This is a genomic window from Streptomyces sp. NPDC058632 (genome assembly GCF_042717095.1).
Classification (GTDB): domain Bacteria; phylum Actinomycetota; class Actinomycetes; order Streptomycetales; family Streptomycetaceae; genus Streptomyces.
The window spans coordinates 75,388-88,164 of the sequence record NZ_JBHXQZ010000002.1 but is presented as its reverse complement, the minus strand read 5'-3'; the positions used below and the strand labels follow the sequence as shown (position 1 = coordinate 88,164).

Sequence of the window (12,777 nt, the reverse complement as noted above, 5' to 3'; positions counted from 1 at the left end):
GTCAGTTGCCGACGCGGCGGCGCAGGTCCTGGAACGCGGTGTAGTTGGCGATGACCTCGATCCGGCCGGGCGGGCACTGCTGGAGCGCCTGGTCGAGGTCCTCGCAGACCTGGAACTGCTGGTTCGCGACCTCGAGCCGCACCGCGAGGTCCAGCTTCCGGTCGCCGAGGACGACGATCGGGTGGCCGGTCAGCCGGGTGTAGTCGACGTCCCACAGCCAGGAGGTGTCGGTCCCGTCGGCGGAGCGGGCGTTCACCGACAGGATCACCGGGGTGGGCGGCGGGTCGATGAGAGAGAACGTCTCCAGCCAGCCCGCGGGGTTCTTGGCGAGCAGCAGCCGCAGGTCACGGCCCTGGTGCTGCACGACATCGTACCGGCCGGCGACGGCCTGCACCTGGTACATGCGCTCCAGAGCGACCTGCGGGGGCACCCCGAACACCGCGGCGACGGCCGCGGAGCTCGCGGCGTTGGCCTTGTTGGCGCGGCCCGGCAGCTGGAGGTGGATCGGCCAGGCGGAGCCGTGCGGGTCGAGGACGTGGTCGCCGGAGAGCGCCCAGCTCGGGGTGGGCCGGCGGAAGCCGCACTCGCCGCAGAACCAGTCGTCGCCGGGGCGCTGCATCACGCCGCCGCAGGACGGGCAGGACCAGGCGTCGTCCTTCCACATCTGGCCCGCGGCGACCCAGATCACGTTGGGGGAGGAGGACGCGGCCCACACGACCAGCGGGTCGTCGCAGTTGGCGACGACGACCGCCTTGGAGCCGGCCAGGCCCTCGCGCCAGTTCTCCGCGAGCATCCGGGTCTCGCCGGCCCGGTCGAGCTGGTCGCGGGAGAGGTTGAGCAGGGCGATGCACTTGGGGTCGGTGTCGCGGGCGACGCCGGCGAGGTACTTCTCGTCGACCTCGATGACGCCGAACTTCGACTCCGAGCCGCCCGCGAGCGCCGAGGTGATGCCCGCGGGCATGTTGGCGCCGAGGGCGTTGGACACGACCGGTCCGGCGGCCCGCAGGGCCTCCGCGATGAGCCGGGTGGTGGTGGTCTTGCCGTTGGTCGCCGACACCAGGATGCAGTCCAGGTTCTGGGCGAGCCGGGCGAGGAGATCGGGGTCGAGTTTGAGCGCGACCCGGCCGCCGATCACCGAACCGCTGCCGCGTCCCGCGGCGCGGGAGGCCGCTGCGACCGCCTTGCCGGCGGTCACGGCCAGCTTGGCCCGCGGCGTGAGCGGGTCCGAGTTGCCTGCCATCAAGTCTCGATCCTCCTTGCGTACGCGCCGCGCCTGTGGCTGACGGCCACGTGGTGTGAACCTCAGCCTATCGAGATCCATTCGCACTCCAGAACCACGTCACCACCCATGAGACGGGCGTTGCTGCTAGGACCGTACTCTGACCGCCATGCGAGACGGTTCCATCCCCGGTGTCCACGGTCGTGTCCGGCCCCTCACGCTGCTCGGCGACCCGGTGCTGCACGCGCCCTGCGAGGAGGTGACCGACTTCGGTCCGGAACTGGCCCGCCTCGTGGAGGACTTGTTCGCGACGATGTACGCCGCGCAGGGTGTGGGCCTGGCCGCCAACCAGGTCGGCGTGCCGCTGCGGGTGTTCGTGTACGACTGCCCGGACGACGAGGACGTCCGTCATCTGGGACATGTGGTCAACCCGCGGCTGGTCGAGACGGACGGCGTGGTGGTGCGCGGCCCGGAGGGCTGTCTGTCGCTGCCGGGCCTGGAGGCCGGGACGGAACGTCATGACCACGCGGTCGTCGAGGGCCGCACGGTGACCGGCTCCCCGGTCACCGTGCACGGCACGGGTTTCTTCGCCCGGTGCCTGCAGCACGAGTACGACCACCTGGAGGGCCGCGTCTACGCCGACCGCCTGACCGGCTGGCGCCGGCGCAGACTCACCCGCCAGGCGCGGAGGGCCTCCTGGAGCGGGCGGGACTGAGGGAAACAAGCAGAGCGAGTGGAGCAAGTGGAAGGAGAGGGGTGAAGGGGGCAGGTCCTCCGGAGCGGGCGGCAGGACCGGGGCTCAGAACCCGGGCCCGCCGACCCGGTCGCCCGCCGCCGCCAGCCGGCCCCACAACAGGTCGGCCAGGCTGCGCACCAACTCGGCACGGGAGCACGGCCGTTCGCCGAGCCACCAGTCGCCGGCCGCGTGCATCATGCCGACGATCCCGTGCCCCCACACGCGGGCCAGTTGCTGGCTGCCGGGGCCGAGGTCCAGTCGCTCCTCGATGACCTGGGCCAGTTCCTCGCCCATGCGCCGCAGCAGCGGTGCCGAGTGCTTGCCGACGTCGAAGCCCTGGTCGCCGGGCGAACCCTCCGCCGGGTGCATCAGGAACCGGTACACCTGGGGGCGCAGCTCGATCGCCGCGAGATAGGTGTCCAGGGTGTTCTCGACCCGTTCCCGCCGGTCCGCCGGGGCGTCCAGCGCTGCCCGCAGCGAGGCCAGCAGGGCGTCGGTGTGCCGCTGGGCGAGGGCGGCGTACAGTCCTCCCTTGTCGCCGAAGTGCCGGTAGAGGATCGGTTTGGTGATGCCCGCCTCGGCGGCGATCGCGTTCATCGAGGCGTGCGGGCCGTCGCGCAGCACCACCCGGTCGGCGGCCTCCAGCAGCTCGCGCCGGCGGCGGTCGGCGGACCTCTGCTGATCGGTCCGCTGTGTGGTGTCCATGCTCTCTCCCCACCCCTGCTGATTCGGTGACGCCTGCGCAAACTAACACTGACGGTGTGACCAGCGGCGGACGGGATGTCGGGAGGGTCGGGGAGTTGACTTTTCCTACTTGCCGGTAACAGACTTTGGTTACCGCAAGTAACACGCACGTGCGTCGCCGCTGGAGGGGACATGGCCGAGTTCACCATGGAGCTCAACGATGAACAGAAGGAAGTCCGGGACTGGCTCCACGGCTTCGCCGCCGATGTGATCCGCCCCGCGGCCGCCGAGTGGGACGAGCGCGAGGAGACTCCCTGGCCGGTCATCCAGGAGGCGGCCAAGGTCGGCATCTACTCGCTCGACTTCTACGCCCAGCAGTACTTCGACGCCACCGGCCTCGGCATCCCCATGGCGATGGAGGAACTGTTCTGGGGCGACGCAGGCATCGCCCTGTCGATCGTCGGCACCGGTCTCGCGGCCGTCGGGGTCCTGGCCAACGGCACCGAGGAACAGATCGGCACCTGGATCCCCCAGATGTACGGCGACGCGAGCGACGTCAAGGTCGCCGCCTTCTGCTCCTCCGAGCCCGACGCCGGCTCCGACGTCGCCTCCCTGCGCACGCGTGCCGTGTACGACGAGGCCAAGGACGAGTGGGTGATCAACGGCACCAAGACCTGGGCGACCAACGGCGGCATCGCCAACGTCCACGTCGTCGTCGCGGTCGTCGACCCGGAGCTCGGCTCCAAGGGCCACGCCTCGTTCATCATCCCGCCGAACACCCCCGGCTGCTCCCAGGGCCAGAAGTTCAAGAAGCACGGCATCCGTGCCTCGCACACCGCCGAGGTGATCCTGGACAACGTCCGCGTGCCCGGCTCCTGCCTGCTCGGCGGCAAGGAGAAGCTCGACGAGCGCCTCGCCCGCGCCCGGGAGCGCGCCAAGCAGGGCGGGGAGAGGGTGAAGAACGCCGCGATGGCCACCTTCGAGGCCTCCCGCCCGGCGGTCGGCGCCATGGCGGTCGGCACCGCCCGTGCCGCCTACGAGGTCGCCCTGGAGTACGCGCAGACCCGCGAGCAGTTCGGCCGCCCGATCATCGACAACCAGGGCGTCGCCTTCCAGCTGGCCGACATGCGCACCCAGATCGACGCCGCCCGCCTCCTGGTGTGGCGTGCCTCCTGGATGGCGGTGAACGGCAAGCCGTTCACGGCGGCCGAGGGCTCGATGTCCAAGCTGTACGCCAGCGAGACCGCCAAGACGGTCACCGCCCAGGCGATACAGATCCTCGGCGGCAACGGCTACACACGCGAGTACCCGGTGGAGCGCATGCACCGCGACGCCGCGATCTACACCATTTTTGAGGGCACGAGCGAGATCCAGCGCCTGGTCATCGCCCGCACCCTGTCGGGCATGCCCATCCGCTAGGTGCGGACGCGGGCGGCTGGGGGCGGGGAGCGGGGGGCAGCCCGGCGGCGTGGCTCACGCCCCGGGCTGCCGTGTCGTCGGGCTGCCGCACCCCGGACCTCGGGTGCCGTGTCGTTTCGGGTGACGTCCGCCCGGCTCCTGGGGGACCATGGTGGGGGAGCCGGTCGCCCCACGGACCGGCCGACCGACGTGACGGAGACCGCGATGACGCGCACGGCCCGGGAACTGCTGGAGACGATCACGCGGGAACTGGCCCCGGACCCCCGGTCCAACCCCCTCGTACCGCTGATCGCCCGAGGTGAGGCAGGCCGGGACACCCTGGCCGCGCTCGCCCTGGAACAGAGCTGGGTGATCCCCGCCGACCGCCGTGCCTTCCAGCACCTGGCGGACCGCTCCGCGGACCAGCCGAGGGCCGCCGCGTACTTCACCGCCCTCGCCGAGGGCGAGGATCTGGCGGCGGCGCGGCTGGACGCCTTCGCCGCGGCCTGTGGCGTGGACCGGGAGCGGGCGGCCTCGTACGGCCCCCTGCCCGGCTGCCAGACCTATCCCGCCTACGTCGCCTGGCTGGCCCTCAACGCGGCACCGGCCGACGCCGTCCTCTCCGTGACCGCCAACTTCTCGGCCTGGGGCGGCTACTGCGCCACCATCGCCCAGGCGCTGCGCACGCGCTACGGCTTCACCGACGAGGCCTGCGCGTTCTTCGACCTCTTCGCCGAACCGGCCCCCGACCTGGACCGGGTGGCGGCGGAAGCGGTCCAGGACGGCCTGGACACGGGCCGTCTCGACGAGAGCCTGGCGCGGCGGTACGGTCACCTGCTGCAGAGCTACGAGTCGCTGTTCTGGAGGACACTGCTCCGGCCGGTCTGAACACGCGGCCGACGACCGACGACCGCCGCCCGCACCCTAAGCCCTGCTCCCGCTGCTGTGGGCGATGCACGCCACGTCGATCCGGTCGGCCAGCTTCGCCAGTTCGATGGTGAGCGCGGCGACCGTGTCCTCGTCGAGCCGGTCGTCGCCGGACTCCACGAGGTGCAGCCACCGGCCGCCCACCGTGCGCAGCAATTTGCTCACGTCCGCCGCGGAGACCTGCAAGGTACCGCGGTCGTCGACGATCAGAGGCAGAGTCACTTCGCGGTTCACAGACCGGATCGTAGCCGCGGGGGCGTCACGCACCGTGCCAAACCGTGGTGATGTTGCAGAACTCGCGGATTCCGTGCCCGGACAGCTCACGTCCGTAACCGGAGCGCTTGACCCCGCCGAACGGGAGCGCCGGATGGGACGCCGTCATCCCGTTCACGAAGACGCCGCCCGCCTCCAGATCGCGGACGAAGCGGTCGACCTCGGCCTCGTCACGCGTCCAGACGTTGGAACTCAGGCCGAACGGGGAGTCGTTGGCGATCAGCACCGCCTCGTCCAGGTCCGCCGCCCGGTACAGCGTGGCGACCGGGCCGAAGGCCTCCTCCCGGTGGACGCGCATGGCGCGGGTGATCCCGGCCAGGACGGTCGGCGGGTAGTACCAGCCGGGCCCGTCCGGCAGCTCACCGCCGCACAGCACGCGGGCCCCCGACCGTACGGCGTCGTCGACCAGCTCCGCCAGATCCTTTCGGCCCTGCTCGCTGGAGAGCGGACCGACGTCCGTCGCCTCGTCCATGGGGTCGCCGGTCGTCAGCGCCCGCATGCCCCGGGTGAAGCGCTCGGCGAAGGCGTCGTAGACGTCGGTGTGCACGATGAAGCGTTTGGCGGCGATGCAGGACTGCCCGTTGTTCTGCACCCGCGCGGTGACCGCGACCTCGGCGGCCCGGTCCAGGTCGGCGGACGGCATCACGACGAACGGGTCGCTGCCGCCCAGCTCCAGCACCGTCTTCTTGATCATCTCCCCGGCGGTGGCGGCCACCGCGCGTCCGGCGGGCTCGCTGCCGGTGAGGGTGGCCGCCCTGACGCGTTCGTCCCGCAGGATCGCGTCGACGGCGGCGGAGCCGATGAGCAGGGTCTGGAAGCAGCCCTCGGAAAAGCCCGCCCGGTGGAACAGGTCCTCCAGGTACAGAGCGGTCTGCGGCACGTTCGAGGCGTGCTTGAGCAGGCCCACGTTGCCCGCCATCAGCGCGGGCGCGGCGAACCGTACGACCTGCCACAGCGGGAAGTTCCACGGCATCACGGCGAGCACCGGGCCGAGCGGCCGGTAACGCACCAGAGCCCGGGAGCCGCCGGAGTCCTTCACGTCGGACGCGTCGGGCTCCTCGTCGGCGAGAAGGCCCGCGGCGTGGTCGGCGTACCAGCGCATCGCCCTGGCGCACTTGGCGGCCTCCGCGCGGGACTGCCCGACCGGCTTGCCCATCTCGGTGGTCATCACCTCGGCGATGCTGTGCCGGTCCTCGTCGAGGAGCTCGGCGGCCCGGTGCAGCAGGCGGGCGCGCTCCTCGAACGTCGTCGTCCGGTACGTGCGGAACGTGGCCTCCGCGAGTTGGAGCCGGCGCTCGGTCTCCTCCTCGCCCATGGCCTCGTACGTCCTGAGCGTCTCGCCGTTCGCCGGATTCACCGTTGCGATGGGCATGGCTGGCCTCCCTGGGGACGGGGCGTGCATGTCGACCCTCCCGCGCGGCGGTGGGCGTCGCAACGCGGGAGGCTTCCTCAGGACGAGTGCTCCGCCAAGCGGTCGAGAAACGCCGTCTGGGCGGAGACGACCAGCTCCCGCGCCCGGTCCAGGGGAAGCCACTCCACCCGGTCCAGCTCCGGGAACTCCCGCGTCCGCCCCGACTTCGGCGGCCACTCCATCCGGAAGGTGCCGGGCACGACGGCGGCCGGGTCGAGGTCGCCCTCGACCGCCCAGGCCGTGACGGTCTTGCCGCCCGACTGCCGGACCTCGCCGAGCGGCACGGCCTCCCCGTCGGGCGGCGGCAGCCCCAGCTCCTCCCGGAACTCCCGGCGCGCCGCGTCCCAGGCCGTCTCACCGGCGTCGTACTCGCCCTTCGGCACGGTCCACGCGCCGGCGTCCCGGCGGGCGAAGAACGGGCCGCCCATATGACCGAGCAATACCTCGAGCCCGTGATCGGTGTGCCGGAACACCAGAAGGCCGGCGCTCCGGGTGCCGGTCACGGCCGTAGCCCGGGGTGCGCGGCGAGCAGGGACTCCACGGTGTCCGCCTCGTCCGGCCGCTTGTCCTCGCGGTAGCGGACCACCCGGGCGAAACGGAGGGTGACGCCGGCCGGGTAGCGGGTGGAGCGCTGGAGGCCGTCGTAGGCGATCTCCACGACGAGCTCCGGGCGCACGGTGACGACGTACGCGCTCGTGCCGCTCGTGCCGGTGCCGACGGCGAGTTCGCGCAGCCGTTCGGTCTGCCAGGTCAGCATGGTGTCGGTCATGCCCTTGAAGGTCTTGCCGAGCATCACGAAGCCGCCGTCGGCGGTACGGGCACCCAGGTGCAGGTTGGACAGCTTGCCGGTACGGCGGCCATGACCCCACTCGGCCGCCAGCACCACCAGGTCGAGCGTGTGCACGGGCTTGACCTTCAGCCAGGACGCGCCGCGCCGCCCTGCGCTGTAGGGGGTGTCGAGTCCCTTGACCACGACGCCCTCGTGACCGCGCGCCAGCGTGTCGGCGAGGAAGTCCTCCGCCGCCCGTACGTCCTCGGGCCCGGACATCAGCGCGCGCCGTACCCGCATGGGCTCCGGCACCAGCCGGGCCAGCTCGGCGTGCCGCTCGGCGAAGGGAAGATCCAGCAGGTCACGGCCCTCGACGGACAGCGCGTCGAAGAAGACGGGGGCGACGGGCACGTCCCGGGCCGCCGTGGCCACGTCCGACCGGGAACCGACCCGCCCGGCGGTCTCCTGGAACGTACGGGGCCGCCCCCGCGCGTCGAACGAGATGACCTCCCCGTCCAGGATGAACCGCTCGCCCGGCAACGCCCGTGCCGCTGCCGTCACTTCGGGCAGCCGGTCGGTGATGTCGTCCAGGGTGCGGGTGTGTACGCGCACCGTGTCGCCGTCGCGGTGCACCTGGACGCGGATGCCGTCCAGCTTCTCCTCGACCGCCGCCGCCCCCAGCTTCTCCACCGCCTCGGCGACCGAGGAGGCGCTGTGCGCCAGCATCGGCAGCACGGGGCGTCCCACGGTGAGACGGAACCGCTCCAGCGTCTCGGGGCCGTCCGCCAGCAGCGCCCCGGCCACCGTCTGCAGCGAGCCCGCCAGCATCACCGCCCGCCGCACCTCCGCCGACGGTGCCCCGGTCGCCCGCGCCAGTCCCTCCACGGCGACCGCGTCCAGAGCCCCCTGCCGGACCTCGCCGGTGAGCAGACCGAGCAGGAACCGCTGTTCCTCCTCGGTCGCCGCGCCCAGCAGTTCCCCGACCAGCAGGGCCCGCTCGGCCTGCGAACCGGGTCCGGACACCTTGGCGAGCCGGCCGAGCAGGGCGTCGACGGCGCGGACGGTCAGGGTCGGCTGCTCCGCCGGGGCGACCGGCCGGCTCAGCGTCTTCCGGCCCACGCCGATCCTGCCCTGCGGCAGCCTGCCCGCCAGATACGGGATGACGACGGGTACGTCGTCCGCCTCCGCGTCCCGGAACAGCTCGGCGAGCAGCGCGATCTTCCGGGACCGCGCCGAAGCGGCGGCGACCTCCTGCGACACACGGGCCAGCCGGGACAGCAGCATGCAGCCATGGTGCTACGGACCCCCGCGTCCCACACCCGGGCTGCCGCGGCCGCCGCGGATCAGCGGTGGCGGATCACCCGGTCACCGCGGCGTCCAGGTCCGTCATCAGCAGATCCCCGACGATCGCGGCCGCCGCGCGGTATCCGCCGCTCGCCGCGTGGACGACCTGTTCGGCGAAGCCGATCGCGTTGCCCGCCGCCCAGGCACCCGGTACGGAGGTCAGCCCCGTCGGGTCCACCACCGGGTACGCGCCGAACGGGGTCTCGGACAGCTCGGCGCCGAGCCGCTCCAGCAGGCTCGTCCGCGGCACGGGACGTGGCCCGACGTACAGCACGGAGCGGGCGTGGACGGAGCCGTCGGCGAGGCGGACGCCGGTGAGCCGGTCGTCCTCGACCACCAGCTCCGAGACCTCGCCGGGCACGACGTCGACGCCGGCCGCGGCCAGCCGGCGCAGGTCCTGGTCGGACAGCTCCTCCTCGGCGACCGTGTGCAGGAAGAGGGTGACGTCCTTGGACCACCGGGACACCATCAGCGCCTGGTGCACACTCATGGCGCTCGATGCGAGTACCCCGAAGGGCTGATCGCGGACCTCCCAGCCGTGGCAGAACGGGCAGTGCAGCACGTCCCGCCCGAACCGTTCGGCGACACCGGGGACCGCGGGCAGCTCGTCCTTCAGCCCGGTGGCGACGATCAGGCGCCGCGCACGGACGCTCCGGCCGTCGTCCAGCAGCACGCTGAAGTCCCCGCCGCCACCGGTGCCGGGCCGGGTACCGCCGCCGGTGCGGGTCACGTCCGTCACCCGGCCCGCGAGCAGTCCGACGCCGTAGCCCGCGATCTCCTCCCGGCCGGCGGCCAGGAACGCGGCCGGTGACATCCCGTCCCGCGACAGGTAACCCTGCATGTGGGGCGAGGGCGCGTTGCGCGGCTCGCCCGAGTCGACGACCAGGGTCCGCAGCCGGGCCCGGCCGAGCACCAGCGCGGCGGACAGCCCGGCCGCGCCGCCTCCGACGACCACCACGTCGTAGCCGGTGCCTGTACCGGTGCCGTCCGTCCCGCCGGTCCCGTGCGCGAATCCGTCGCGGGGCTTCCCACTCTTCTCGGTCATGTTGACCACCTCCACGTCGACCGTCGCCCGAGTACTGCAGGATTGACAAATATCTTTGCCGATCCTGCAATATCTGTATGACTACCGACGACGTTCTCGCGGATGTGGGTCCCCGGCTGCGGCGGATCAGGAAGGAGCGGGAGGTGACGCTCGCCGCGCTGTCCGAGGCGACCGGCATCTCCGTGAGCACCCTCTCGCGGCTCGAGTCCGGCCTGCGCAAACCCAGCCTCGAACTGCTGCTGCCGATCGCGCAGGCCCATCAGGTGGCGCTGGACGAACTGGTCGGCGCGCCGCCGGTCGGCGATCCGCGCATCCGCGCCAAGCCGTTCCAGCAGGGCGGTCGCACCTACTGGCCGCTCACCCGCCAGCCCGGCGGACTCCAGGCGTACAAGGTGCTCGAACCGCAGCGCACGTTCGAGCCCGAACCCCGTACGCACGAGGGCTACGAGTGGCTGTACGTGCTGTCCGGCAAGCTGCGCCTGGTGCTGGGCGAGCGCGACGTGGTGCTGAGGGCGGGGGAGGCCGCGGAGTTCGACACGCACGTGCCGCACGCCTTCGGGTCGACGGGGGAGGGGCCGGTGGAGTTCCTCAGCCTGTTCGGCCCGCAGGGGGAGCGGATGCACGTACGGGCACGTCCCAAGCGGTCCTGACGGACGGGGCGCCCCCTCCGGCGGACGGGGCGCGGAAGGCCGTGACGTGCGAGACGGTTCCCTAGAGGCAAGCGACCGCTTAGTATGCGGTGGACCCGGTCAGGCGAACACGACGTTCACAGTCCCGTGGAGGCTCCGCATGCAGGCATGGCAGGTGCACGAGATCGGCGAGCCGGGCGAGGTGATGCGCCTCGCGGACGTGGAGCGGCCGACACCCGGTGAAGGCCAGGTCCTGCTGAAGGTGCGCGCCGCGAACATCAACTTTCCGGACGCGCTGATGTGCCGGGGCCAGTACCAGGTCAGGCCGCCGCTGCCGTTCACCCCGGGCGTGGAGATCTGCGGCGAGACCGAGGACGGGCGCCGGGTGCTCGCCAGCCCCGCGCTGCCGTACGGCGGCTTCGCCGAGTACGCCGTCGCGGACGCCGCCGGAATGCGCTCCGCCCCGGACGCGCTGGACGACGCCGAGGCCGCAGCCCTCCACGTCGGCTACCAGACAGGCTGGTTCGGGCTGCACCGCCGGGCCGGTCTCGAGGCCGGCGAGACCCTGCTCGTGCACGCCGCCGCGGGAGGCGTCGGCAGCGCGGCCGTGCAGCTGGGCAAGGCCGCCGGCGCCACCGTCATCGGAGTGGTCGGCGGCGGGGCCAAGGTGTCCGTCGCCCGCGAGCTGGGCTGCGACGTGGTGATCGACCGGCGCGAGCAGGACGTCATCGCCGCGGTGAAGCAGGCCACCGGCGGCCGCGGCGCCGATGTCATCTACGACCCGGTCGGCGGGGACGCCTACACCCAGTCCACCAAGGTCGTCGCGTTCGAGGGCCGGATCGTGGTCGTCGGCTTCGCGAGCGGCACGATTCCCAGCGCGGCGCTGAACCACGCCCTGGTGAAGAACTACTCGATCCTCGGCCTGCACTGGGGCCTCTACAACACCAGGAACCCGAAGCTCGTCCAGCACTGCCACGAGCAGCTCCTGGAGCTGGCCGCCCGGGGCGTTGTCAAGCCGCTGGTGAGCGAGCGCGTGCCGCTGTCCGGCGCCGCAGACGCCGTGCAGCGGGTCGCGGACGGCGTCACCACCGGACGTGTCGCCGTGCTGCCCGCAGCAAAGAACGGAGTCGCCGCATGACCGACGTAACCGAACTGAGGCGGCGCACCCGGGAATTGCTGGCCGCGCATCCGCCCGCCACCACCGGCCGCCTCGACTTCCTGCGCGCCCGCTTCGACGCGGGACTCGCCTGGGTGCACTACCCCGAAGGGCTCGGCGGGCTCGGCGCCCCGAGGTCCCTCCAGGCCGTCGTGGACGCCGAGCTGGAGGCCGCCGGGGCGCCCGACAACGACCCGCGGCGCATCGGCATCGGCCTCGGCATGGCCGCGCCGACGATTCTGCAGTTCGGTACGGAGGAGCAGCGGCTCCGATTCCTGCGGCCGCTGTGGACCGGCGAGGAGGTCTGGTGCCAGCTGTTCAGCGAGCCGGGCGCCGGGTCCGACCTGGCCGCCCTCGGCACCCGCGCGGTCCGTGTGGACGGGGACGGCTGGGTGGTCGACGGGCAGAAGGTGTGGACCTCCAGTGCCCATGCCGCCCGCTGGGGCATCCTCATCGCCCGCACCGATCCGGACGTGCCCAAGCACCGGGGCATCACCTACTTCGTCTGCGACATGACCGATCCCGGTGTCGAGGTGCGGCCGCTGCGCCAGATCACCGGTGAGGCCGAGTTCAACGAGGTCTTCCTCACCGGCGTCCGCATCCCCGACTCCCGCCGGCTCGGTGACGTCGGTGACGGCTGGCGGGTCGCACAGACCACGCTCAACAACGAGCGCGTGGCCATCGGCGGCATGCGGCTGCCCCGTGAGGGCGGCATGATCGGCCCGGTCGCGAGGACCTGGCGCGAACGTCCCGAACTGCGCACCCACGACCTGCATCAGCGTCTGCTCGGGCTCTGGGTGGAGGCCGAGGTCGCCCGGATCACCGGCGAACGCCTGCGCCAGCAGCTCGTCGCCGGCCAGCCCGGCCCGGAGGGCGCCGGGATGAAGCTGGGCTTCGCCCGCCTCAACCAGCAGATCAGCGGCCTGGAAGTGGAACTTCTGGGGGCGGAGGGCCTGTTGTACGACGACTGGACCATGCGCCGCCCCGAACTGGTCGACTTCACCGGCCGTGAGGCCGGCTACCGCTACCTCCGCTCCAAGGGCAACAGCATCGAGGGCGGGACCAGCGAGGTCCTGCTGAACATCGTCGCCGAGCGCGTCCTGGGCCTCCCGGCCGAGCCGCGTACCGACAAGGACGTCGCCTGGAAGGACCTGGCCCGATGAGTACGACGCGCCCGACGCGCCCC

Annotated in this window: 13 protein-coding genes; 6 read left to right on the top strand and 7 right to left on the bottom strand. The window is 72.3% G+C overall.

Annotation, left to right across the window (positions count from 1 at the left end; translation table 11 throughout):
• Position 1: 1 nt before the first annotated feature.
• Entirely contained in the window at positions 2–1,240 is a 1,239-nt protein-coding gene (locus tag ACFWVE_RS01695; protein WP_383809457.1) for a MurT ligase domain-containing protein, read from the bottom strand.
• 148 nt (positions 1,241–1,388) lie between these two features.
• Between ACFWVE_RS01695 and def the strand changes: the two genes are divergently transcribed.
• Positions 1,389–1,934: a peptide deformylase gene (gene def, locus ACFWVE_RS01690; protein WP_384007210.1), complete on the top strand. Its 546-nt coding sequence runs from the start codon at positions 1,389–1,391 to the stop codon at positions 1,932–1,934.
• Between the two features lie 84 nt (positions 1,935–2,018).
• On the opposite strand, the gene ACFWVE_RS01685 is transcribed toward def, so the two are convergent.
• Positions 2,019–2,660, bottom strand: a complete 642-nt coding sequence (locus tag ACFWVE_RS01685; RefSeq protein WP_332425963.1) for a TetR family transcriptional regulator — start codon at positions 2,658–2,660, stop codon at positions 2,019–2,021.
• Between the two features lie 171 nt (positions 2,661–2,831).
• Between ACFWVE_RS01685 and ACFWVE_RS01680 the strand changes: the two genes are divergently transcribed.
• Positions 2,832–4,058: an acyl-CoA dehydrogenase family protein gene (locus ACFWVE_RS01680; protein WP_384007208.1), complete on the top strand. Its 1,227-nt coding sequence runs from the start codon at positions 2,832–2,834 to the stop codon at positions 4,056–4,058.
• A 204-nt stretch (positions 4,059–4,262) separates the two neighbouring features.
• Positions 4,263–4,925 carry a transcriptional regulator gene (locus tag ACFWVE_RS01675; RefSeq protein WP_384007206.1) on the top strand — a complete coding sequence of 221 codons (663 nt, stop codon included), beginning with the start codon at positions 4,263–4,265 and terminating at the stop codon, positions 4,923–4,925.
• A gap of 36 nt (positions 4,926–4,961) precedes the next feature.
• Here ACFWVE_RS01675 and ACFWVE_RS01670 read toward each other — a convergent pair whose 3' ends face one another.
• The 5 genes from ACFWVE_RS01670 to ACFWVE_RS01650 all read right to left on the bottom strand — a co-directional run bounded on the left by ACFWVE_RS01670 (position 4,962) and on the right by ACFWVE_RS01650 (position 9,806).
• A complete protein-coding gene (locus ACFWVE_RS01670) occupies positions 4,962–5,198 on the bottom strand; it encodes a DUF6213 family protein (RefSeq protein ID WP_384007204.1) in 237 nt (78 codons plus the stop codon).
• A gap of 25 nt (positions 5,199–5,223) precedes the next feature.
• The gene (locus tag ACFWVE_RS01665) at positions 5,224–6,609 is read right to left on the bottom strand and encodes an NADP-dependent succinic semialdehyde dehydrogenase (RefSeq protein ID WP_384007202.1); all 1,386 of its coding nucleotides are present in this window, start codon (positions 6,607–6,609) and stop codon (positions 5,224–5,226) included.
• Between the two features lie 77 nt (positions 6,610–6,686).
• A complete protein-coding gene (locus ACFWVE_RS01660; protein WP_384007200.1) occupies positions 6,687–7,151 on the bottom strand; it encodes an NUDIX domain-containing protein in 465 nt (154 codons plus the stop codon).
• On the bottom strand, positions 7,148–8,701 hold the full coding sequence (locus ACFWVE_RS01655) for an ATP-dependent DNA ligase (RefSeq protein WP_384007198.1): 1,554 nt from the start codon (positions 8,699–8,701) through the stop codon (positions 7,148–7,150). The genes ACFWVE_RS01660 and ACFWVE_RS01655 overlap by 4 nt, the downstream gene beginning before the upstream one ends.
• A 73-nt stretch (positions 8,702–8,774) precedes the next feature.
• Positions 8,775–9,806 (bottom strand): NAD(P)/FAD-dependent oxidoreductase, encoded by a 1,032-nt coding sequence (locus ACFWVE_RS01650; protein ID WP_384007196.1) that lies wholly within the window; start codon positions 9,804–9,806, stop codon positions 8,775–8,777.
• Positions 9,807–9,883: 77 nt separating this feature from the next.
• On the opposite strand from ACFWVE_RS01650, the gene ACFWVE_RS01645 reads away from it, so the two are divergent.
• From ACFWVE_RS01645 to ACFWVE_RS01635, 3 genes are all read left to right on the top strand, one after another.
• Positions 9,884–10,456: a helix-turn-helix domain-containing protein gene (locus tag ACFWVE_RS01645; protein ID WP_384007194.1), complete on the top strand. Its 573-nt coding sequence runs from the start codon at positions 9,884–9,886 to the stop codon at positions 10,454–10,456.
• 139 nt (positions 10,457–10,595) lie between these two features.
• Positions 10,596–11,573, top strand: a complete 978-nt coding sequence (locus ACFWVE_RS01640; RefSeq protein ID WP_384007192.1) for an NADPH:quinone oxidoreductase family protein — start codon at positions 10,596–10,598, stop codon at positions 11,571–11,573.
• Positions 11,570–12,754, top strand: a complete 1,185-nt coding sequence (locus ACFWVE_RS01635; RefSeq protein ID WP_384007190.1) for an acyl-CoA dehydrogenase family protein — start codon at positions 11,570–11,572, stop codon at positions 12,752–12,754. Before ACFWVE_RS01640 ends, ACFWVE_RS01635 begins: the two co-directional genes overlap by 4 nt.
• Positions 12,755–12,777: the final 23 nt, after the last annotated feature.

Coding starts and splice junctions, on each gene's coding strand:
- ACFWVE_RS01680 (WP_384007208.1), top strand. CDS start 2,832: ATGGCCGAGTTCACCATGGAGCTCAACGATGAACAGAAGGAAGTCCGG.
- ACFWVE_RS01665 (WP_384007202.1), bottom strand. CDS start 6,609: ATGCCCATCGCAACGGTGAATCCGGCGAACGGCGAGACGCTCAGGACG.
- ACFWVE_RS01685 (WP_332425963.1), bottom strand. CDS start 2,660: ATGGACACCACACAGCGGACCGATCAGCAGAGGTCCGCCGACCGCCGC.
- ACFWVE_RS01650 (WP_384007196.1), bottom strand. CDS start 9,806: ATGACCGAGAAGAGTGGGAAGCCCCGCGACGGATTCGCGCACGGGACC.
- ACFWVE_RS01695 (WP_383809457.1), bottom strand. CDS start 1,240: ATGGCAGGCAACTCGGACCCGCTCACGCCGCGGGCCAAGCTGGCCGTG.
- ACFWVE_RS01675 (WP_384007206.1), top strand. CDS start 4,263: ATGACGCGCACGGCCCGGGAACTGCTGGAGACGATCACGCGGGAACTG.
- def (WP_384007210.1), top strand. CDS start 1,389: ATGCGAGACGGTTCCATCCCCGGTGTCCACGGTCGTGTCCGGCCCCTC.
- ACFWVE_RS01645 (WP_384007194.1), top strand. CDS start 9,884: ATGACTACCGACGACGTTCTCGCGGATGTGGGTCCCCGGCTGCGGCGG.
- ACFWVE_RS01635 (WP_384007190.1), top strand. CDS start 11,570: ATGACCGACGTAACCGAACTGAGGCGGCGCACCCGGGAATTGCTGGCC.
- ACFWVE_RS01655 (WP_384007198.1), bottom strand. CDS start 8,701: ATGCTGCTGTCCCGGCTGGCCCGTGTGTCGCAGGAGGTCGCCGCCGCT.
- ACFWVE_RS01640 (WP_384007192.1), top strand. CDS start 10,596: ATGCAGGCATGGCAGGTGCACGAGATCGGCGAGCCGGGCGAGGTGATG.